The organism is Streptomyces sp. SAS_272 (assembly GCF_052543235.1).
In genome coordinates, this window is the sequence record NZ_JBMNDR010000016.1 from 40362 (window position 1) to 59514 (window position 19153).

At 72.2% G+C, this 19153-nt stretch carries 14 protein-coding genes; 9 read left to right on the forward strand and 5 right to left on the reverse strand.

From position 1 onward, the window contains the following. Window positions 1-141 precede the first annotated feature (141 nt). Window positions 142-1272, reverse strand: coding sequence for a D-alanyl-D-alanine carboxypeptidase family protein (locus ACN6LD_RS12760; RefSeq protein WP_445043222.1), 1131 nt, complete (start codon window positions 1270-1272; stop codon window positions 142-144). Between the two features lie 410 nt (window positions 1273-1682). Between ACN6LD_RS12760 and ACN6LD_RS12765 the strand changes: the two genes are divergently transcribed. The 5 genes from ACN6LD_RS12765 to ACN6LD_RS12785 all read left to right on the forward strand — a co-directional run bounded on the left by ACN6LD_RS12765 (window position 1683) and on the right by ACN6LD_RS12785 (window position 8810). Next, window positions 1683-2228: a DoxX family membrane protein gene (locus tag ACN6LD_RS12765; protein WP_319198362.1), complete on the forward strand. Its 546-nt coding sequence runs from the start codon at window positions 1683-1685 to the stop codon at window positions 2226-2228. A 258-nt stretch (window positions 2229-2486) separates the two neighbouring features. Continuing rightward, window positions 2487-2858, forward strand: a complete 372-nt coding sequence (locus tag ACN6LD_RS12770) for a MazG-like family protein (protein WP_319193462.1) — start codon at window positions 2487-2489, stop codon at window positions 2856-2858. 404 nt (window positions 2859-3262) lie between these two features. After that, on the forward strand, window positions 3263-4120 hold the full coding sequence (locus ACN6LD_RS12775; protein WP_445043189.1) for a hypothetical protein: 858 nt from the start codon (window positions 3263-3265) through the stop codon (window positions 4118-4120). Then, on the forward strand, window positions 4120-6597 hold the full coding sequence (locus ACN6LD_RS12780) for a protein kinase domain-containing protein (protein ID WP_445043190.1): 2478 nt from the start codon (window positions 4120-4122) through the stop codon (window positions 6595-6597). The genes ACN6LD_RS12775 and ACN6LD_RS12780 overlap by 1 nt, the downstream gene beginning before the upstream one ends. Continuing rightward, window positions 6597-8810 carry an ABC transporter substrate-binding protein gene (locus ACN6LD_RS12785; RefSeq protein WP_445043191.1) on the forward strand — a complete coding sequence of 738 codons (2214 nt, stop codon included), beginning with the start codon at window positions 6597-6599 and terminating at the stop codon, window positions 8808-8810. The genes ACN6LD_RS12780 and ACN6LD_RS12785 overlap by 1 nt, the downstream gene beginning before the upstream one ends. Before the next feature lie 109 nt (window positions 8811-8919). Here the strand turns inward: ACN6LD_RS12785 and ACN6LD_RS12790 are convergent, their stop codons facing one another. Next, window positions 8920-10392, reverse strand: coding sequence for an APC family permease (locus ACN6LD_RS12790; RefSeq protein WP_319193454.1), 1473 nt, complete (start codon window positions 10390-10392; stop codon window positions 8920-8922). Between the two features lie 100 nt (window positions 10393-10492). Further along, complete coding sequence (locus ACN6LD_RS12795) at window positions 10493-11239, reverse strand: FadR/GntR family transcriptional regulator (RefSeq protein ID WP_445043192.1); 747 nt, start codon at window positions 11237-11239, stop codon at window positions 10493-10495. Between the two features lie 198 nt (window positions 11240-11437). On the opposite strand from ACN6LD_RS12795, the gene ACN6LD_RS12800 reads away from it, so the two are divergent. The 4 genes from ACN6LD_RS12800 (at window position 11438) to ACN6LD_RS12815 (ending at window position 15380) form a co-directional block, all read left to right on the forward strand. After that, window positions 11438-12904 (forward strand): amino acid permease, encoded by a 1467-nt coding sequence (locus tag ACN6LD_RS12800; protein WP_445043193.1) that lies wholly within the window; start codon window positions 11438-11440, stop codon window positions 12902-12904. Between the two features lie 312 nt (window positions 12905-13216). Then, complete coding sequence (locus tag ACN6LD_RS12805) at window positions 13217-13678, forward strand: hypothetical protein (RefSeq protein ID WP_319193451.1); 462 nt, start codon at window positions 13217-13219, stop codon at window positions 13676-13678. Continuing rightward, entirely contained in the window at window positions 13675-15069 is a 1395-nt protein-coding gene (locus tag ACN6LD_RS12810; protein WP_445043194.1) for a hypothetical protein, read from the forward strand. The genes ACN6LD_RS12805 and ACN6LD_RS12810 overlap by 4 nt, the downstream gene beginning before the upstream one ends. After that, the gene (locus ACN6LD_RS12815; protein WP_445043195.1) at window positions 15069-15380 is read left to right on the forward strand and encodes a hypothetical protein; all 312 of its coding nucleotides are present in this window, start codon (window positions 15069-15071) and stop codon (window positions 15378-15380) included. The genes ACN6LD_RS12810 and ACN6LD_RS12815 overlap by 1 nt, the downstream gene beginning before the upstream one ends. A gap of 122 nt (window positions 15381-15502) precedes the next feature. On the opposite strand, the gene ACN6LD_RS12820 is transcribed toward ACN6LD_RS12815, so the two are convergent. Both ACN6LD_RS12820 and brxD read right to left on the reverse strand, forming a co-directional pair. Continuing rightward, window positions 15503-17719: a DEAD/DEAH box helicase gene (locus ACN6LD_RS12820; protein ID WP_445043196.1), complete on the reverse strand. Its 2217-nt coding sequence runs from the start codon at window positions 17717-17719 to the stop codon at window positions 15503-15505. Continuing rightward, window positions 17719-19083 carry a BREX system ATP-binding protein BrxD gene (gene brxD / locus ACN6LD_RS12825; RefSeq protein WP_445043197.1) on the reverse strand — a complete coding sequence of 455 codons (1365 nt, stop codon included), beginning with the start codon at window positions 19081-19083 and terminating at the stop codon, window positions 17719-17721. The genes ACN6LD_RS12820 and brxD overlap by 1 nt, the downstream gene beginning before the upstream one ends. Window positions 19084-19153 lie beyond the last annotated feature (70 nt).

The window sequence follows — 19153 nt, forward strand, 5'->3', positions numbered from 1 at the left end:
ACGAAGGTTCCGCGCCGAAGGACCGAAGGACCGACGAGCCATCCCGAGGGGGGAGGGCAGCCGTCCCATGGCACCGGGTGGGGGTGGACCTCGCCGGGACCGCGAGGTACGCACCGGTGCCGTGGGACGGCTGCCACACCGTCAACTGTCCGGCGGGGCCTGCCGGGTGCGCCGTCTGCGCAGCGCGTACGCCCCGCCCGCCGCGAGCGCCACCGCTCCCCCGGCCCCGCCGAGCATCCCCCAGCCGTTCGGCCCGCCGCCCGCCGACGAAGCCTGCCGCACCCCTGGATACGGCGGCGCCGCCGCGGCCGTCGCCTTCTTCCCGCCCTCGCTCAACGCCTCGACGAGCGTCCCCACCGGCCGCGCCGAACTCCCCTGCGCGAAGCCCCAGTCGAGCAGCGCGGCCGTCTCCTCGTAGACGGCGTTGTGGCCGCTCTCGGGATGCAGCACGGTGACGATCAGCGTGCGGCCGGCCCGGGTCGCGGCGCCGGCGAAGGTGTTGCCCGCGTTGCTGGTGAAGCCGTTCTTCACGCCGATCAGACCCGGGTACGGCGTCACCCCCGAGGCCCCCGACAGCAGCCGGTCGGTGTTCTCGATCACGCGGGTCCGCCCGCCTTCGTCCGGGAAGCGGGCGGTCCTGGTGGCGCAGTAGGCGCGGAAGCCGGCGTCGCGCAGGCCGTGCCGGGCGAACAGAGCGAGGTCGTAGGCGGAGGACAACTGGCCCGGCTGGTCGTACCCGTCGGGGCTCACGACGTGGGTGTCCAGCGCCTGGAGGTCGGCCGCCCTCGCCTGCATCTCGGCGACCGTCTTCGCGACCCCGCCGTTCATCCGGGCGAGCACCTGCACGGCGTCGTTGCCCGAGCGCAGGAAGACGCCCAGCCACAGCTGTTCGACGGTGTACGTGACGCCGGCCCGGACTCCGACGAGGCTGGAACCGGACGGCACGCCGGCCAGGTCCGCGTCGGTCACGGTGCGCCGCTCGCTGCGCGCGAACCTGTCCAGCAGGGTGTCCGCGAACAGCATCTTCAGCGTGGACGCGGGCGCGAGGCGCTGATGCGCGCGGTACGCGGCGAGCACCTCTCCGCTGTCGCGGTCGGCGACCAGCCAGGCGCGGGCCGTCAGCTTCCTCGGCAGTGCGGCGGCTCCCGCGCCGGCCTGGACGCCGCCGGCGGCCAGCCGGGCCCCGCCGACCACACCGTGCGTCGCCGCGGCGGCCGGCGCAGCGAGGAGCGGCACGGCGGCGAGGGGCGCGGCGGCCGCTGCCGTCAGCAGGGAACGCCGGGAGAGGGGCGCGGCCGACGGCGAGGCTGACGGCTGGTGCGGGTGCTGGTGCGGGGACCGCTGCGAGGGCTGGTGCTGCGGAGGCTGCTGCAGGAACCGCTGCGAGGGCTGGTGCTGCGGAGGCTGGTGCGGGGAGGGGCCCGGGAATGCGTGCACTGCGGGACCGTACACGCATTCTCGGTCCGTGTTCGTCCTTCGGGTCCTTCGGGTCCTTCGCCCGGAGGGGCGCGAGAACTTCCGCGTCCTACGCCTGGCCGTTCTACGGGCCGGCCTCACCCCGCGGCCCGGACCCCGCCACCCGAACGGCGTGCAGGACGGGCCGGACGGGTGTGAGAGGTGCGACGGTGGAAACGCGTGGGGGTGTTCCTGTCGTTGTTCCCGCTGCCTCTCAGGGAGTCACCGTGACCTGTTACGACCGACGTGACCTCGGCCTGCTGCTGCTCCGGCTGGGCACCGGCGGAGTGCTGGCGGCCCATGGCGCGCAGAAGCTGTTCGGCTGGTTCGGCGGACACGGCCTGGAGGGGACCGGCCAGTTCATGGAGTCCGTCGGCTACGCCCCGGGCAAGGCGAGCGCCACCGCGGCGGGCCTGGCGGAGGCCGGCGGCGGCACTCTGCTGGCGCTGGGCCTCGCCACCCCGGCGGCCGGCGCGGCAGCCGCGGGCGCGATGGCGGGTGCGTCCGCCGTCCACACGCCCAACGGCTTCTTCGCGGCGAGCGGCGGCTACGAGCACGCCGCCTCCCTGGGCCTGGCCGCCGCGGGCCTCGCCGTCGCCGGCCCCGGCCGGCTCTCCCTCGACCACGCCCTCGGGCACACCGTCGACCGCAGCTGGATGGTTCCGACCGCGCTCGGCGTGACGGCGGCGGTCACGGCAGTGGTCGTGGGCCTGCGCAACCAGCGGCTGCGCAAGCGGGAGGAGGGCGAGCAGGAGGCGCTGTTCGAGGATTAGGGCGCCCCGGCCCGGGCGGCGGCCGCAGCTTGAGAAGCTGCGCCCATGAGCACCGACCCGCTGCCCCGGACCCAGCCCGGTTCCACGTCCCCGCTCACCCCCGCCTCCCCGCCCGACCCCGGGTCCTCGTCCCTGCGCGAACCCGGTTCCCCGTCCCCGACCGATCCCGCCTCCCTGCCCGAACCCGGTTCCCCGTCCCCGACCGATCCCGCCACCCTGCCCGAACCCGGTTCCCCGTCCCCGACCGATCCCGCCTCCCTGCCCGAACCCGGTTCCCCGTCCCCGCCGACCGGTGACCCGGCCGAGCTCTGGGCCACTGTCGACGCCCTCCGTGGCTGGCTCGACGCCGGGCGCGTACACGACGGCCTCGACGGACTGCTGTTGCGCGTGCTGAAGCTGTCGGAGGAGGTCGGCGAGGTCGCCCAGGCGGTCATCGGCGCGACGGGGCAGAACCCGCGCAAGGGCGTCACCCACACCTGGGACGACGTCCAGAGCGAGCTGTGCGATGTGATCATCACGGCGCTGGTCGCCCTGCGCACCCTGACACCTCACGCGCAGGAGGTGTTCGCGGCACATCTGGCGCGGGTGGCGAAGCGGTCCCTCGGCGGCGCGGGCGGTCGCTCGGCGTGACCGACGCGACGACCGCGCGCAGACCGACGACGTCCCGGCGTCCGAGACGCTGACGACGCGTCTGGCGGTCCTCGGGCCACGCCCCCCCCACACACCTACAGCAACGGCAACGGCAACGGCCGGGGCGACGGCCACGGCGACGGCGACGGCGACGGCGACGGCGACGGCGACGGCGACGGCGACGGCGGGAGTCACGCCGAACGCGTCGTCGTTCTGCTCCCCGTTGTTCTCCGTCGAAACCGGCCGACCGAGGCGTCACGCCGCATGGCGGCTGTCCCGCCGCCGTCACAGGCGCGTACCGGAACGAAGGCCGAACTCCGTTCACGGAACCGACCGCCCGCAGATCGCGTACCTCTGTACGATCACCGCACGCGAAGCGGGGGCGCTGAGGCGGAGGGGCGGGCATGGACGACAACACAGGCAGACACAGGTCGACTTGGCTGAGAGCCACGGCGTCGGCGGCCGCGGCGGCCGCGTTGCTCGGCGGCTGCGGCGCCGGGGACGACAAGGCGGCCGAGCCGAGCCCTTCGGCGTCCGCCGGGTCCACGGCGCCGACCGCGTCCGGCTCGCCCACTCCCACCGCGTCCGCCGCCTCGACGGGCGGCGGCACGGCCGCCGCGCTGACGCCGTTCGAGGCGGACCCCGCCGAGGTGCCCCGGACGGGGCGTCAGGCCGAGCGACTGGCGCAGGCGGTCGCGTTGCAGCCGCAGGCCTGGGGCGCCGGCTTCCGGGCCCAGCAGCCCGCCGCGAGCACCCCCCGCACGGTCGCCGTGCTGGACACGCAGTGCCGCTGGCAGCGCCGGCCGCTCCCGAAGACCGTCCTGGCCTCGCTGTCCCGCTACAGCGAACTGCCGGGCGCCGGCGGCAAGGGAACGTTGAAGGTGACCGCGGTGGTCACCGTGCACGCCACGGTCCGCGACGCCGACCAGCAGTTGTCCACCACCCTGGAAGAGCCGTTGCGCTGCCCGGTGCAGCAGGTCCGCACGGACGAGCAGATATCCGGGCTCCTGTCGACCGCCAGCGCCTACGGCCAGGGCAGCAACACCTACGCCGACGACCAGGTGGTCGAAATCGGCTCCTACGTCACGGGGGCGAGCGCGCAGACGTACCGCTGGTTCGTCACCCGGCTCGGCACGGTCACCGTGGCGGTGTCGGTGATGGGCGCCACGGGATACAAGCCCGACGAGTTGGTGCAGTACGCGTCGCAAGGCACCAACACGATGCTCAGCCGCGTGGAGTCCGAGCTCGGAGGGAAGAGCTGATGGAACCGCTGCGTTCTTCCGACCCCGCGCGCATCGCGGACCACCGTCTGCTCGGCCGGCTCGGCGCCGGCGGCATGGGCGTGGTGTACCTGGCGCGCACGCCGGGCGGCGCGCTGGTCGCGCTGAAGGTCCTGCTCGCCGAGTACGCCGAGGAGCCGGGCTTCAAGGAGCGGTTCCGCCGCGAGGTGGAGGTCGCCCGGCGGGTCGACAGTCCCTGGGCGGTGCCGCTGGTGGACGCCGACGCGGACGCCGAGGCGCCCTGGCTGGCGACGGCGTTCGTGCCGGGTCCGTCGCTGGGCGAGGCGGTGGCCGGGTACGGGCCGCTGCCGGAGCACGGGGTGAGGCTGCTCGGCGCGCGGCTGGCCGAGGCGCTGGGCGAGGTGCACCGGGCCGGACTGGTCCACCGGGACCTGAAGCCGGGCAATGTGCTGATCGCCCACGACGGGCCCCGGCTCATCGACTTCGGCATCGCCCGCGCCCCGGAGGACACGGCGCTCACCGCGACCGGCCTGGTGGTCGGCACCCCCGGCTATCTCTCGCCCGAGCAGGCCACGGGGCCCGGTGGCGACGACATCGGTCCGGAGAGCGACGTGTTCTCCCTCGGCTGCGTCCTGGCGTTCGCGGCGACCGGCCGCGCGCCGTTCGGCAGCGGAGCGGTCGACGCCCTGCTGTACCGGGCGGCGCACGATCCGGCGGACCTGGACGGGATCCCGGCGGCGCTGCGCGAAGTGGTGGAAGCGTGCCTGGAGAAGGACCCGGCCCGGCGTCCGGACGCCGCGGAGCTGGTGCGGCGGTTGACGGCCGAGGGCGAGCCGCAGGCCGGGCCTCAGAGCGAGCCGCGGGACGAATCCGCCGACGATCCGCGGGACGAGTCGGACGGCGTCCCACAGGACCGACCCCAGGGCGACCCTCGGATCGCCCTACAGGGCGCACCGCGGGGAGAACAGCGGAGCGAGCCGCAGAGCGAGCGGCAGAGCGAGCCGCAGGATGGGCAGCGGAGCGAGCCGCAGGACGAGCGGGCGTCCGGATGGCTGCCCGAGCCGGTCACCCGGCTGATCGCCGAGCGGTCGGCCGCCGCGCTCGCCCTGCCGGACATCGAGCACACCCAGGTCACCGCGTCCTCCTCGGCACGGTCCGGCGCGGAGCCGGAAGGCCCGCCGGACACCGCTTCCGACGTGCAGGACACACCCCCGGACCAGGCCTCCGACGGGCAGGCGGCCGGGCAGCCCGAGCCGCAGGACGCCCGCCCGCCCGGCCGGCGCCGCTTCCTGCTGCTCGCCGGCGCTGCCGCGGCGGTCGCGGCGGGCGCCGGCGGCACGGCCTGGTGGGCGACCACCCGGGACGACGACGCGAAGAGCGCCACGCCCGCCGCCGCACGACGGCCCGTGCACACCCTCGCGCTGCACGGCGACCTCAGCGGCCCGCAGCAGGCGACGGGCCGGGCGCAGGAGCGCGGACTGCGGCTGGCCGTCGCGGAGTTCAACGCGCGCGGCGACGCCCCCTTCACCGTGAAGGTCAGGGCCGTCGACGACAAGGGCGACCCGGCGACCTCGACCCGGCTCGCCGCGGAACTCGCGGCCGACCCGTCGGTCCTCGCCGTGGTCGGTCCGACCACCGACGCCACGGCGCAGGCGGCGCTCGGGAAGTACGCCGCCCGGGGGCTGCCTGCCGTCGCCGTGTCCCCCGGCAGCATGAGCCTGCTCATCCAGGGTTTCAGCTCGTTCCTGCTCGGTCGGCTGCCCGACTCGGTGCTCGCCCTGTACATGAGCAACTACCTCCGCGGCGCCGGTCGTTCGCGCAAGGTCGGCCTCGTCGTCGACCGTCCGGCCGGTGACTACGGGACGACCCTCGCCACCTCCCTCAACACGCAGCTCAACAACGCGCGGCAGCCCGCCGTGCCGGAGGTGGTCAGCGCGATGCGCGACGACTTCGGCAACGTGGTGGACGCGGTGCTCTCCGCGGGCGCCGACTCCGTGTTCTTCGCCGGACTGCCCGACCGGGGCGCGCTGATCGCCGCGGCCTTGCGGCAACGGTCCTTCCAGGGTGCGCGGTTGTCCGGCCCGGCGCTGCTCGACGCCCGGTTCCTGACCGCTGCCCAGCAGGACGCCGAGGGCTGGGCGATGGTGGCCCCGGTCATCGACGCGACCCGCAAGCCCGAGGCGAAGAAGTTCGCCGCCGCCTACCGCGAGCGCTTCGAGGAGGCGCCGCCCCGGTACGCAGCGGAGTCCTACGACGTGACCGGGATGCTGCTGAAGGCCCTGTCCGGGCTGCCGGCGAAGAGCCGCACCCGGGAGAACCTCCGTGAAGCCGTGCTGACGGGGAAGTACCAGGGCATCACCAAGCAGTTCGCCTTCGATCTGACCACCCCCCAGTTGGCCAGGACCGGCGTGATGGCCGTCGACGGCACCGGCGGCTTCCTCTGGCGGGTCGAGAAGGGCGACTTCGTGTACGACGGCCCCGCGCCGCTCACCGTCTGATGGAGCCGCTGCGCACCGGCGATCCCTCCCGGCTCGGCCGCTACCGACTGCTGCGGCGGCTGGGCGCCGGCGGCATGGGCGTCGTCTTCCTGGCCCGTGCGCCGGGCGGGGCGATCGCCGCGGTCAAGACGGTGCGTGCGGCGTACGCGGAGGAACCGGGCTTCCGGGCCCGGTTCCGCCGCGAGGCGCAGGCCGCACGGCAGGTGACAAGCCCCTGGGTGGTACCGCTGCTGGACGCCGACGCCGACGCGGAGACGCCGTGGCTGGCGACCTCGTACGTGCCGGGCCCGTCGCTCTCCGAGACGGTGGAGGTCTTCGGGCCGCTGTCGGTCACCTCCGTGCGGGTGCTGGGGATCCGGCTCGCCGAAGCCCTCGAAGCGGTCCACGCGGCGGGGCTCGTGCACCGCGACGTGAAGCCGGGCAACGTGCTGCTGGCCCCGGACGGGCCGCGGCTCATCGACTTCGGCATCGCCCGCGCCCCGGAGGCCACCGCGCTCACCTCCAGCGGCGTCATCGTCGGCTCGCCCGGCTTCCTCTCGCCCGAGCAGGCGCGGGCGCGCGGCGGGGAGATCGGCCCGCCCAGCGACGTGTTCTCGCTGGCGTGCGTGCTCGCGTTCGCCGCGACCGGGGTACGGCCCTTCGGCGACGGCGGGGCGGCGGGCGTGCTGCTGCGCACGGTCTACGAGGAGCCGGACCCGGCCGCGTTCCCGGACGCCCTCGCGTCCCTGCTGACATCCTGCCTGCACAAGGACCCGGCCGCCCGCCCCGACCTCGCCCGCCTGCGAGCGGAACTCGAGGCGGGCGTCGGACCCGGCCCGGGCGCAAAGGCGGGCTGGCTTCCCGAGCCGGTCGCCCGCCTGATCAACGACCGCTCCGCCGCCGTGCTCGCCCTCGACGCCGTCGAGCCGACCCAGGTGTCCGCGCCGGCGAGCACGGTGTCCCCGGACGCCGCGACGATGACGGCCGTCAGGGCCGCACCGTCCGTCGCACCCGGCATCCGCCGTCGCAGCTTCCTGCGCCTCGGATCGACGGCCGGGGTCCTGGCGGCCGGTGGCGGCGGAGCGTGGTGGTGGAGCACCCGCCGCGGTACGCCGACGACGCCGCCGCCCGGGGCGAGCCCGCGTCCCGAACTGGTCGTCGCGTTCCAGGGCGACCTGACCGGGCCCGCGAAGGCCGGCGGCAGCGCCCAGCTCAACGGCGCCCGGCTGGCCGTCGAGCAGGTCAACGCCCAGAGCAGCCGTCCCCTGCGTCTGAAGCTGGTCCCTTACGACGACGGCGGCGACCCGGCACGGGCCGCGGCCCTGGCCGGGCGGCTGGTGAAGGACGCCGGCGTCCTCGCGGTGCTGGGGCCCACCGGCGACGCGTGCTTCCTGAGCACCGAGGCCGCGTACACCAAGGCGACGATGCCGGTGGTCACCGTCTCGGTGGACGTCGGTCTCGAGGGCAGGTCAGTCGACGGCAACAACCAGTTCCGCTCCCACGCGGCGCTGCACGTCGAGAGGACGCTCCTCGCCGCCCCCTGCGTCCGCTACCTCAGCAATCACGTCGACGCGCGCAAGGTGTTCCTGGTGGACGACCGGGCGCACGGCGACACCACCTGGGAGCTGTGCAACCTGGCTCAGCAGGCACTACGGAAAGCAGGCCGGGAGGCGACGCTGACCAGCGTCCCCGCCGGGAAGATCGACTACACGGCGCTGGCCGCATCGGTGATGTCCGCGGGCGCGGACGCGGTCGTGTTCACGGGCGACGCGGCGCGGACCGCAGGACTCGCCTCAGCCCTGAAGGCGGCCCGGTTCACCGGCGCCTGTATGGCGACGGAACAGGCATTCGGCCCCGGATTCCTCACCGCCGCCGGCGCCGCCGCGACCGGCTGGGTCTTCGCGACCTCGTTCACCGACCCGACGGTCCGCCCGTCCGCCCGCGCCTTCTCCGCCGCCTACCGCACCCGGTTCGGCGCCGCCCCCGGCTGGTACGCGGCCGAGGCCTACGACGCCGTGATGTTCCTGGCGGCGGTCTGCGCGCAGGACGGCACGGCCTTGCGGGAGCGTGTCGCGATCGCCCACCGGCTGCAGGACGTCAAGCACACCGGGATCACCCGTACCGTCGCCTACCGCCAGGCGCACGGCTACAACGACGACGCGATGTTCCTCTACGAGGTCGTGGACGGCACGTTCCACTACCTCGGCCAGTACATGGAGGCGGCGGTTTCCTGAACCGGGGGCCCTCACTCTCCCTCTGGCAGGAGGAGGGGGCGGCCCCCCTGAGCAGGAGGAGAGTGCGGCCCCCCTGGGCAGGAGGAGAGTGCGGCCGTCGACGCGGCGCTCACTCCGCGTCGGCGACGACCGAGCCGACCCGCCCTGCGAGACCCGGGTCGCGTCGGACCAGGAGCGTCGCGTAGCAGACGGCCGCGAGAAGGGTGGCCAGAGCCGCGTACGGGAACCAGCTGTACGGGGCGGGCTGTCCCGGCTTGGCGAGGTAGTACAGCGGGACCAGTACGGCGAGGGCGCCGGCCCCGGGCAGCACCACGTGCCGCACGATCCGGAACTCCTGCGGCCGGTACCTGCGGTAGTACAGCGGCAGCGCGATGTTGGACGCGAGGTAGACCAGCAGGATCAGGATGGCGCCCAGGCTCGACGACTCGGCGAAGAACACCACCGGGTTCATCTGACCGCCGTCCGCTCCGAGCACATGCCCCAGACCCCAGCCGACGATGATCAGCAGCGCGGTCGCGGCGAAGGTGACGATCGCGTTGTTCGGCGTACGGCGCGTGGGGTGCACATAGCCGAAGAAGGACGGGAGCAGCCCCTCGCGTCCGGCGTTGAACACCAGCCTGGCCTGGGAGTTGATGCCCGCGATCAGCACGCCGAGGGTGGAGGTCAGGCCGCCGACGTAGGCGAGGAGGGCGAGCGCCCCCAGCGTGTGCTGGGCGACGTCGATGAAGGGGATGCGGGAGTCGCCGAGCCGCTGCACGTCGTAGCCGAAGCCGGTGACCGTGGCGTAGGAGAAGAGGATGTAGCTCACCGTCATGATCGCGACGGACGAGAACACGGCGCGGCCGACGTTGCGCCGCGGGTTCTCCGTCTCCTCGGCCAGTGCCGCCGAGTTCTCCCAGCCGATGAACAGGTACACCGCCAGCGGGAAGCCCGCCGCGAGCCCTTTGACGCCGTGGGTGAGGTGGGAGGGCAGGAAGGGGGCCGCGGAGAGGTCGCCGCGGTGCTCGACGAGCGCGGCGACCGAGACGACGACCAGGACGAGCATCTCGACCCCGAAGAAGTAGCCGGCCCACTTGGTCGACACCACGATCCCGCGCAGCATCAGTACCACCGACAGGCCCGTCAGCAGCACCGTCCAGATGATCCACGGCAGGTCGACGCCGGTGTAGTGGTTCAGGGTGATCTGCATGAACCCGCCGGAGATCGCGATGACGGAGGCCATCGCGATGATGTAGCCGAGTCCCGCGAGCAGGGCCGTGGTCACGGCGCTGACCGGCCCGAAGGTCTTGCCGACGAAGGTGGTGAAGCTGCCCGCCGAGGGGTGCGCCCGGGAGAACTCGGCCAGCGTGTTGCCGAACAGCGCGACGGCCGCGCCCGCCGCCATGATGGTCAGCGGGGAGGCCACGCCCGCCGTGGTGGCGAGGAAGGCGAAGCCGAAGAAGAAGCTCATGGCCGGGCCGACGTTGGCCATCGTGGCCGCCGCGATGTCCGCCATGCCGAGGACGCCGCCGCGCAGCCGCTGGGGCGTGCCGTCGGCGGGGCCCGACGTCGGCGACGGTCCGGTGGATCCGGACTCGGTCATGACGGCGACTCCCTTCCGAGAGGTCGGTTCGGTTCGGCTCTGCGGGGTCGGTTCAGCTCGGTTCGGCCCGGCGGAGTCAGTTCGGTTCGGCGCTGCGCTTTCAGCTCGTTTCGGCGCTGCGGGACGGGGTCGGTTCGGCTGAGGGAGGTGGGTCCGGTTCGGCGTGCCGGTGTGCCTTCACCGCTCGCACGGCCAGGTCCATCGCCCCACGGCCCAGTTCGTCCAGCAGGTCCAGGTGGCAGCGGTTGCGGGCCCGTACGACCGCGGGGTCCGGCGCGGGGCCCAGCAGGCACTGTTTGCCGAGCAGGTCGGCGGCGAACTCCCTGATCCCGCCGCCGCCGAGGGTTTCCGCGAGGTCTAGGTGGAAGCGGGTCTCCAGTTCGAGCAGCCGGGCCGGGTCGCCGGCCAGGTCCATCTCCTCGACCAGCGCCCGCAGCCCGTCGAGCCGGCCGTCGGGCAGCTCCCCCGCGGTGTGCGCGACGAGCCCGCACTCGAGCAGCAGATGGAAGGAGTCCAGCGCGGCCGCCTCGCCGGCGTCGTACATCACGGCGACGACCGCGTCCCAGTCGGCCGCGACGAAGGTCCCGCCGGCCCGGCCCCGACGGCGGTCGAGCAGGCCGTCCTGGCACATGACCTCCAGCGCGCGGCGCACGGTGATCTCACTGATCCCGAGCTCCTCGGCGAGGACCCCCGCGTCCGGCAGGCGGTCTCCCGGGGAGACGGACCGCAACCGCACCCGCAGAGCGATCCGGGACCGGACGAGTTCCGCTCCTGTGGGGCCCCGGCCGGCCAGGACGCGTGTGTCCCAGCCGCTGTAGGGGCCGAACTTGCCCGGTGCATTCACCACGGCGCCACCTTAACGGCCTGGCGAGCGGGGTCACGGTGTGGTCCACAGAGGGCTCCCGGAAGAGAGGGTTCCGCGCTGCACGAAAAATAGAGCAAGGTGAACAGTTAAACAAGTCTTGTTTTTTTCGATCGTACTGAACTAATTTCCAGACGCTCCTGGTCCGTCCTCCCTGTCCGTACTCCCTCCATGGATGTCGAGATGACCACAACCGTCCCCAAAACCCCTCCCGCCGAGTCCGGCGAGCCCGGTGGCACCGGTAGCTCCGGCGGCCTCCAGGCCGGCCTCAAGAACCGCCATCTGTCGATGATCGCGATCGGCGGTGTCATCGGCGCCGGCCTGTTCGTCGGCTCCGGCTCCGGCATCGCCGCCGCCGGCCCCGGCATCCTCGTCTCGTACGCGCTCGTCGGCGTCCTCGTCGTCCTCGTGATGCGCATGCTCGGCGAGATGGCCGCGGCCAACCCCACCTCGGGCTCGTTCTCCGCCTACGCGGACCGCGCGCTGGGCCGCTGGGCCGGCTTCACCATCGGCTGGCTGTACTGGTTCTTCTGGGTCGTGGTGCTCGCCGTCGAGGCGACGGCGGGGGCGAAGATCCTGGCCGGCTGGGTCCCCGCGGTGCCGCAGTGGGGCTGGGCCCTGATCGTCATGATCGTCCTGACGGCCACCAACCTGGTCTCGGTCAGCTCCTACGGCGAGTTCGAGTTCTGGTTCGCCGGCATCAAGGTCGTCGCGATCGCCGCGTTCATCGTGCTCGGCGGCCTGGCGATCTTCGGACTGCTGCCCGGCTCCGACCACCCGGCGAGCGGCTTCTCCAACCTCACCGCACACGGCGGCTTCCTCCCCAACGGCCCCGGCGCGATCCTCACCGGCGTCCTGATGGTCGTCTTCTCCTTCATGGGCAGCGAGATCGTCACCCTGGCCGCGGGCGAGACCGCCGACCCGCGGGCCGCCGTCACCAAGGCCACCAACAGCGTGATCTGGCGGATCGCGGTGTTCTACCTGGGCTCGATCCTGATCGTGGTGTCGCTGCTGCGCTGGAACGACCCGGCCATCCTCAAGGACGGCTCGTACGTCGCCGCCCTCAGCTCCATCGGCATCCCGCACGCCGCGCAGATCATGAACACCATCGTGCTGACCTCGGTGCTGTCCTGCCTCAACTCGGGCCTGTACACCGCCTCGCGCATGGCCTTCTCGCTCGGTCGCCGAAGCGACGCCCCGGCCGCCTTCGGACAGACCACGGGCCGCGGCGTGCCCCGCGCGGCCATCCTCGCCTCGGTGGTCTTCGGCTTCGTCGCCGTCGCCTTCAACTACCTCTGGCCCGACACGGTCTTCCAGTTCCTGCTCAACGCCTCCGGCGCGATCGCCCTGTTCGTCTGGCTGGTGATCTGCTTCTCCCAGCTGCGGATGCGGAAGATCATCGAGCGGGAGTCCCCGGAGAAGCTGGTCGTCCGGATGTGGCTCTACCCCTACCTGACCTGGGCGACCATCGCCCTGATCACCTTCGTCCTCGGCTACATGCTCACCGACACGGCCGACGGCGGCGGCCGCGACCAGGTGGTCCTGTCCACGGCGGTGGCCGCGGGCGTGGTGCTCTTCGCGGTGATACGCGGCCGCCTGTCCGCGAAGACCAAGGCGCGGGACACCGCTGACACGGCCCCCGTGTCCTGACTCACCGGACACCGGACACCGGACACCGAATGCCGATTATTCGGTCACCGGTTACCGGATATCGGGACTCTTCCCGTCCGGTTCAGGCCCCCGCCGGACTGCCGTCCTGCCGGGGGCCTGCTCCGTCTGCGGCCGACGGTCTCCCTCAGGACTCCCGGGAACGCAACTGACCACGCGGCGGCCCCGGTTGTGTGCGACCGGCCAAGACCGTGTGTGAACCGGCCCACGGGCGGAGCGGCGAGGTTTCGATGCCCGGCCCACCAGTGGCATGATCGACTGGCTGTTCGAGATGACGGACCGAGGGGGAACAGGTTGTCTTTCGAAGAGGAATGGGCCCAGTTGAAGGCCGACGCCCTGGCGCGCCGGCAGACCGGCGCGCACACGGGCATGCAGATCGACCAGATGCCGGCGGACGGTGGCGGCGGAGCCACCGCCCCGGCTGCCGGCTCCCTGGTCGCCAAGGCAGAGTCGATCAACGGCAACGCGAATCTGCTGATCGAGATCGCCGGCTTTCTCCACGAGGGCCGGCCCGACGCCGAACTGACCACCATGGCCCGGCAGCCCCGGACGCCCGAGGAAGTGGCCACGCAGGTGGCACGGTTCGCGGGATTCGCCGACGACCAGTATCTCGACGCGGTCGCCCTGTTCGCGGCGCTGTCCACGCGCCTGAGGACGACCGGCAGCGGCTTCGTGAAGATCGAGGACGACACGGCCCGGCACTTCCTCGACAGCGTCCTCGAGTACGGGCAGTACGTCGCCCCGGAGGCACGATGAGCAGCGGCAGCGGCATCAGCCACCGCAAGGACGTCGAGTTCCTGGAGGACTGCAACCCGCCCCTCGTCGAACGGAACGCGGACGAATTCAAGCGCCTCCACGACATGCTGGTGGCGGTCGACCCTTCCGCCGAGCGCGCCGAGAAGCACACACGGTGGAAGAGCGAGGGCAGTCAGCACTACGAAGCCCGGCTCACCGAGGGACGCAAGCTGATCGCGGAGCTCGCGGAGGGCTACGACAAGGCCGCCGGCGCTCTGCGCAGCTACGCGTTCGCGCTCCAGGTCGCCAAGACCCACTACTCCAACGGCAAGGCGAACGAGCAGTCCCTCGCGGACCTGATCCACACCAAGGGCACGGCGATCACCCGGGACGCCCAGGAGGCGGAGCCGATGCGCCAGTGGGAGGACATGCGGGCCACCACCGGCGTCATGGACTTCTTCGCCGAGCTGACCATGGACGTCGACGACATCCGCGACGACGCGAACCGGCTGCACGACGCCGCGGGCGGGGACTTCCACCTGGCGAAGACCACGGAGCACGAGGCGCGGGAGATCTGCGTGCATGAGCTCAAGCAGGCCTACGACCTGCTGCCCGACTTCCGGATGGGTTTCGTCCAACGCGTCGACGTCGTCTCGGCGATCTCGGAGCTGCGACGGGAGGCGGCCGAGGCGAGCACGAACCCGTTGACGCGACTGCCCGGCAGCGGCCCCAAGCAGGACTACTACCCGCTCGCCGGCGACGACATCGTCTCCCCGGCCCTGCGGGACATCCGCCTCCAGGTCGCCAACCTCCCTGGCGCGACGGACAGTTACTGGAGCCCGCCGTCCACGGCGCGGGATCGGACCGACTGGATCGCGGCGAACAAGGAGATCATCAAGGCCGCGGCACGGAATTCGGGGCTGCCGCCGGACATGGTCGCCGGTATCGCCTGGCAGGAGATCGGCGGACAGCCCGGCATCCTCGACGACATGACCGACACCATCCGCGAGCAGGCGGACTCGCCGCTGAGCCCGATCGCTCCCGAGAGCCTGCCGTGGCGACTCGGCGGTGACCCCGACAACACGTCCATGGGCCCCATCGCCATCCAGGTGCGACGTGGCGCCGAGGTCCTCGGCTACGACCCCGAGCACCTGACCGACCAGCAGCGCGGCATGGTGGAAACGGCTCTGCAGGACCCCGGGCAGAACATCTTCATCGCCTCCGAGTACCTGGCTCAGCTCAAGGCGGAGAGCGAGTTCGCCGACGTGCCGCCCGAGGAGATGACACCGGCCCAGTACCAGGAACTCGCCGCGCGGTACAACGGCGGACCGTACTGGCAGACCGAAGACGCCCAGGCCTACGGGCGCGGATTCGCGAACGACCTGACCGACGCAAGGAACGCACTGCGCTGATGACCACCCCTTCCCCCGTGGACGACGACCGCGGCTGCCTCCGCCTGGTCCTCGCCGTCCCCCTCACCCTGCTCACCCTCGTCGCCGCGTACTTCTGCTGGACGGCGCTGACCATCACGCCGTCCGGCCCCTGGGACGACGACGCCTACGCCGGAATCGTCCTGTCGTGCGTCCTCACCCTCGCGTCCACCGCGACCGCGGCGGCACTGTGGCTGGCGCCGTCGATACGGAGGGCCCTCCCCTGGTGGTGGCTGCTCCCGGCCCTGCTGCTGGGCACGGTCGCGGGGGCACGGTGGGCGGTGGGCGGTTAGGGGCCGGCCAGCGGTTTCGTCCGGTGGGCGAAGTACCTGGGCTTCGAATCCTTGAAGTGATCAGCAGCGGGGCGGGCAGGACACCTCACGCACAGCTGTTGGACACTCAACGGCTCTCCGATTCAGCCGTCGTACTGAAAGCGCGACGGCTCGCCGAGCACTGAGCGAGCGCTCTCGAAGTCGGCCAGGCGAGCCGCCACCGTGGCCACGGCGAGGCGTTCCGGAAGGGCGGCCGAGAACTTGAGGCCGCGTACGGCTCGGCGGTCCACATCAGGCAGGACGAGGTTCTCACCGACGTTCTCCCGGGCTGCATTCCAGTCGGCCGGGGTGATGTTCTCGCGCAGTCGCAGCCAGCCGTCGGTAGGCTGCTGCAGGGGGTCGGTGACCGACTGGAGGGTGGCCGCCAAGGTGGCATTGGCGCGGTAGCCGGCCCAGGTCCACCAACGGACGTCGGGGCCGACGCGCGTGATCAGCGTGCCGCCCGGGTGGACGGTGTCGGGGGCGTCGGTCTCACGTTGTTCCGACAGACAGGCTTCCGCCCGGCGGGTGAGTGAGATCGGCGGGTCCTCGCCCAACAGCACCTCGCGCATGGCGCGTGTCAGCGCGTAGGAGAGTCCGGTGATGCCCCCGTTCATCCATTTGGCGATTCCCCCGCCGTCGGCCGGCTCGACGAAGACGCGTTTGCGCAGCCAGTCGATGTACGTGACCTGCCAACTGCGTCCACCGAGCAGCAGCCGTCTGGGGCCGGGACGCTCCTCTGTGAGAACGCTCGGATCCATGCGGCCGATCTCTGTGCGTCCTGACAGGACGGTGAACTGCGGCGGTGCGGTGAAGGACGCGGTGAGCTCGATGAAGTGCCGCTTTCCGAAACGGCGTTCTGCCTCGGGTCCGACGAAGAGCATGCCGCCGTCGGTGTCGAGGAAGCCCTCATCTGTGAGAAAGCGCAGGATCGGGGAGGCCGACCGGTCGAAGGGGGCGAGGCCATTCCACTGTCGGTCCCACAGCTGATCGCCGAGTCTGTGCTGTTGCAGGGTGACGGCCAGCAGTTGCTGGGCCACCAGATGGCGCGGCTCGGGCGGTGGGACGACAGGTTCCACCCAGCCTCGCGACCACAGCAGCAGCAAGCCCGCCGCCTGCAGCAGCGTGTCGTTCCGTGTGGTGAGGAACAGACAGTTGCGCACCGTTCCCGCGCGCCGGCCAGTGCGTCCGATGCGCTGGAGGAACGAGGCGACTGTGGCCGGCGAGTCGACTTGAATGACGCGGTCCAGGTCACCGACGTCGATGCCGAGTTCGAGGGTGGACGTGGAGACGATGACGCAGTCACGGGCCTCGGCGAACGCCTGCTCGGAACGGGTGCGTTCATCGACGGAGAGCGACGCGTGGGACAGAAAGACGGTCACCTCGCGTGCGCGGAGCGCCGCGCCGAGCTCCTCGACCTGACGGCGCGAATCGCAGAAGACCAGCCGCTTCTCTCCCTTGTGCAGCGCTGCGATGAGTTTCGCCGCGTTCTCGAGGGAGCCGACATAGTCGAGGTCCACTTCGCCCGCAGGCCTGCAGGCCGGCTCGGACGTCGCTCTGCCGCCATGACCGCTGCCGCCCGTGGCCGGCATGTGCACTCCAGGGGCGACGACCTGACCGGTGCGCCTGCCGGCGCCCGCGCCTTGCAGCCAGTGCAAGAGCTCGGCGGGGTTGCCGACAGTCGCCGAGAGTCCGACGCGCTGGATGGGCCGTCCGGTGACCCGCTCCAGCCGTTCGAGCACAGCGAGCAGGTGCCAGCCCCGGTCGTCCCCGGCGAACGCGTGCACTTCGTCGACGACGACGGCCCGCACGCTCCCCAGCATGCGTGCGTGGTCGGTCTTCACTCCGATCAGCATCGCTTCGAGCGACTCAGGCGTGGTCAGCAGGATGTCCGGGGCCTCGGCGCGAATGCGCTGCCGTTGAGATTCCTTGGTGTCCCCGTGCCAGAGCGCAGCCCGCCGCCCCACCCACTGGGCGTAGGAGTCGACACGAACGACCAGGTTGTTGAGCAGCGCCTTGAGCGGGCACAGATACAGCACCGACGTGCCGGTCCACTTCTGCTCGGTCATCGACGACAGCAGAGGGAAGCAGGCCGCCTCGGTCTTGCCGCCCGCCGTCGGAGCCAACAGCACGGCGTCCTGCCCCTCCGTCAACGGCGTGATCGCCGCGCGCTGGAGGGGGCGCAGATCAGGCCAGCCCAGGGTGTTGACGATGTGGTGCAGGACGACGGGATCAAGCCGGTCGAGTACGTCGGCGCCCTCGTCACCGCTGTGGCCCCGGTCGCCCGTTTCCTTCCCGACCGGGCGCCCCGCGTCCGCCATCACAGCTCCAGGTCGATGTCGTCGGCCGACACTGAGCCCTCGGCGACTGCCCCTTCGGTGACCGCGGCAGCCAGATTCCGCTCGACGTCGGTGAGTTCGCTGCCGTCGACAGTGAGCCGGTAGTGCCGGCGGGGGTCGAAGTCGTCGAACTGGTCCACGCGGTCGAGCACGTCCCCGACGAGCTTCTTCAAGAACAGCCGGGGTGCGACCCCGACCTTGCCGCCCAGCGCTCCGCCGACGGCGACGGCGAGATCGGCGACATACGCGTCGTCGACGACCTTTCGCACCCGCTCGGGCGCTTGCGCGGCATCGGCGTACAGATCACGAATGGTGAGGCCGAGCCCGACCAGCGACTCCTGGTCGAAGCCGGGAAGCCTGATCTGCACGGCGCGAGGGTTGTCGAAGCGCGGGTCGGTGGTGAAGTCGGTGGCCAGCCGTTGAGCAAGCGGAGCCAGACGCTGCACGCCCTGCTGACCGTCGTAGAAGGCCGGGGTACCCGTGATGACCAGATAGAGGCCGGGGAAGCGACCCGAGTGCACCTCGTCGATGAGTTGCCGCAGGGCGTTGAGGGCCTTGTCGCGGGCGTCCGACCGGACCCGCTGCAATGTCTCCACCTCGTCGAGGACGACGAACAGTCCGGTGTGCCCGGAGTCGCGCAGCACGGTGAGGAGCCCCTGCAGGAACCCGAGGGCGCCGAAGTGGTCGAGGTCGCCCCGCACCCCGGCGGACCGGCGGGCCGAAGCCGCGACATGCGGCTGGCCGCCGAGCCAGGCCAATACCGCTGCGGCCGTCGACTCGTCGCCGTCGGCGAGCGCCGCCCGGTAGCCGCGCAGCGCGGTGGCGAACGAGGGGGCGTGCCGGGAGACCTCGGCGAGCCGTGCGACGAGCAGCTTCTCGACTTCGCGCGGAAGCTCCTCTTCGCTCGCGCCGGCCGCGAGGACGTCCTCCTCCAGGGCGTAGAACCATGCGTCGACCACGGGCCGCAGCGCGCTGGGCGGGAAGCTGGAGGTGGTGAGCCGTTCGGTGAGCCGCCGGTAGACCGTCTCCAGCCTGTGCAGCGGGGTCTCGTTCTCCGAGATCTGGATCTCGGCCACAGCGAAGTTGCGGCGCTTGGCCCGCTCCCCCAGCCAGCGGGTGACGAAGGTCTTGCCGGACCCGTACTCACCCCTCACCGCCTTGAACACGGAGCCGCCGGACGCCACGGCGTCCAGCTCCGCGTCCAGGGCAGCCTCGAACCGGGCGAGTCCGGTGGCCAGAAGGTCGAGCCCGCTGTCGGGCACGGCACCGCGCCGGAGCGCGTCGATCACGGTTCGGCGGCGTGCGGCGCTCACCTGTGCGGGGCGCTGGGATCCGGTGGTGCTCACGGCGGTCAGTCTTCCATTTCCTCGGACGCCGCTGTACGGGGAATCGGAGTCGGCCCGTAGGCGGCCCGTG

What these genes read in the sequence shown, in the direction of transcription:
- ACN6LD_RS12790 (WP_319193454.1), bottom strand. Translation starts at nt 10,392, where the DNA reads ATGACCGAGTCCGGATCCACCGGACCGTCGCCGACGTCGGGCCCCGCC.
- ACN6LD_RS12800 (WP_445043193.1), top strand. Translation starts at nt 11,438, where the DNA reads ATGACCACAACCGTCCCCAAAACCCCTCCCGCCGAGTCCGGCGAGCCC.
- ACN6LD_RS12785 (WP_445043191.1), top strand. Translation starts at nt 6,597, where the DNA reads ATGGAGCCGCTGCGCACCGGCGATCCCTCCCGGCTCGGCCGCTACCGA.
- ACN6LD_RS12780 (WP_445043190.1), top strand. Translation starts at nt 4,120, where the DNA reads ATGGAACCGCTGCGTTCTTCCGACCCCGCGCGCATCGCGGACCACCGT.
- ACN6LD_RS12815 (WP_445043195.1), top strand. Translation starts at nt 15,069, where the DNA reads ATGACCACCCCTTCCCCCGTGGACGACGACCGCGGCTGCCTCCGCCTG.
- ACN6LD_RS12810 (WP_445043194.1), top strand. Translation starts at nt 13,675, where the DNA reads ATGAGCAGCGGCAGCGGCATCAGCCACCGCAAGGACGTCGAGTTCCTG.
- ACN6LD_RS12775 (WP_445043189.1), top strand. Translation starts at nt 3,263, where the DNA reads ATGGACGACAACACAGGCAGACACAGGTCGACTTGGCTGAGAGCCACG.
- ACN6LD_RS12820 (WP_445043196.1), bottom strand. Translation starts at nt 17,719, where the DNA reads ATGGCGGACGCGGGGCGCCCGGTCGGGAAGGAAACGGGCGACCGGGGC.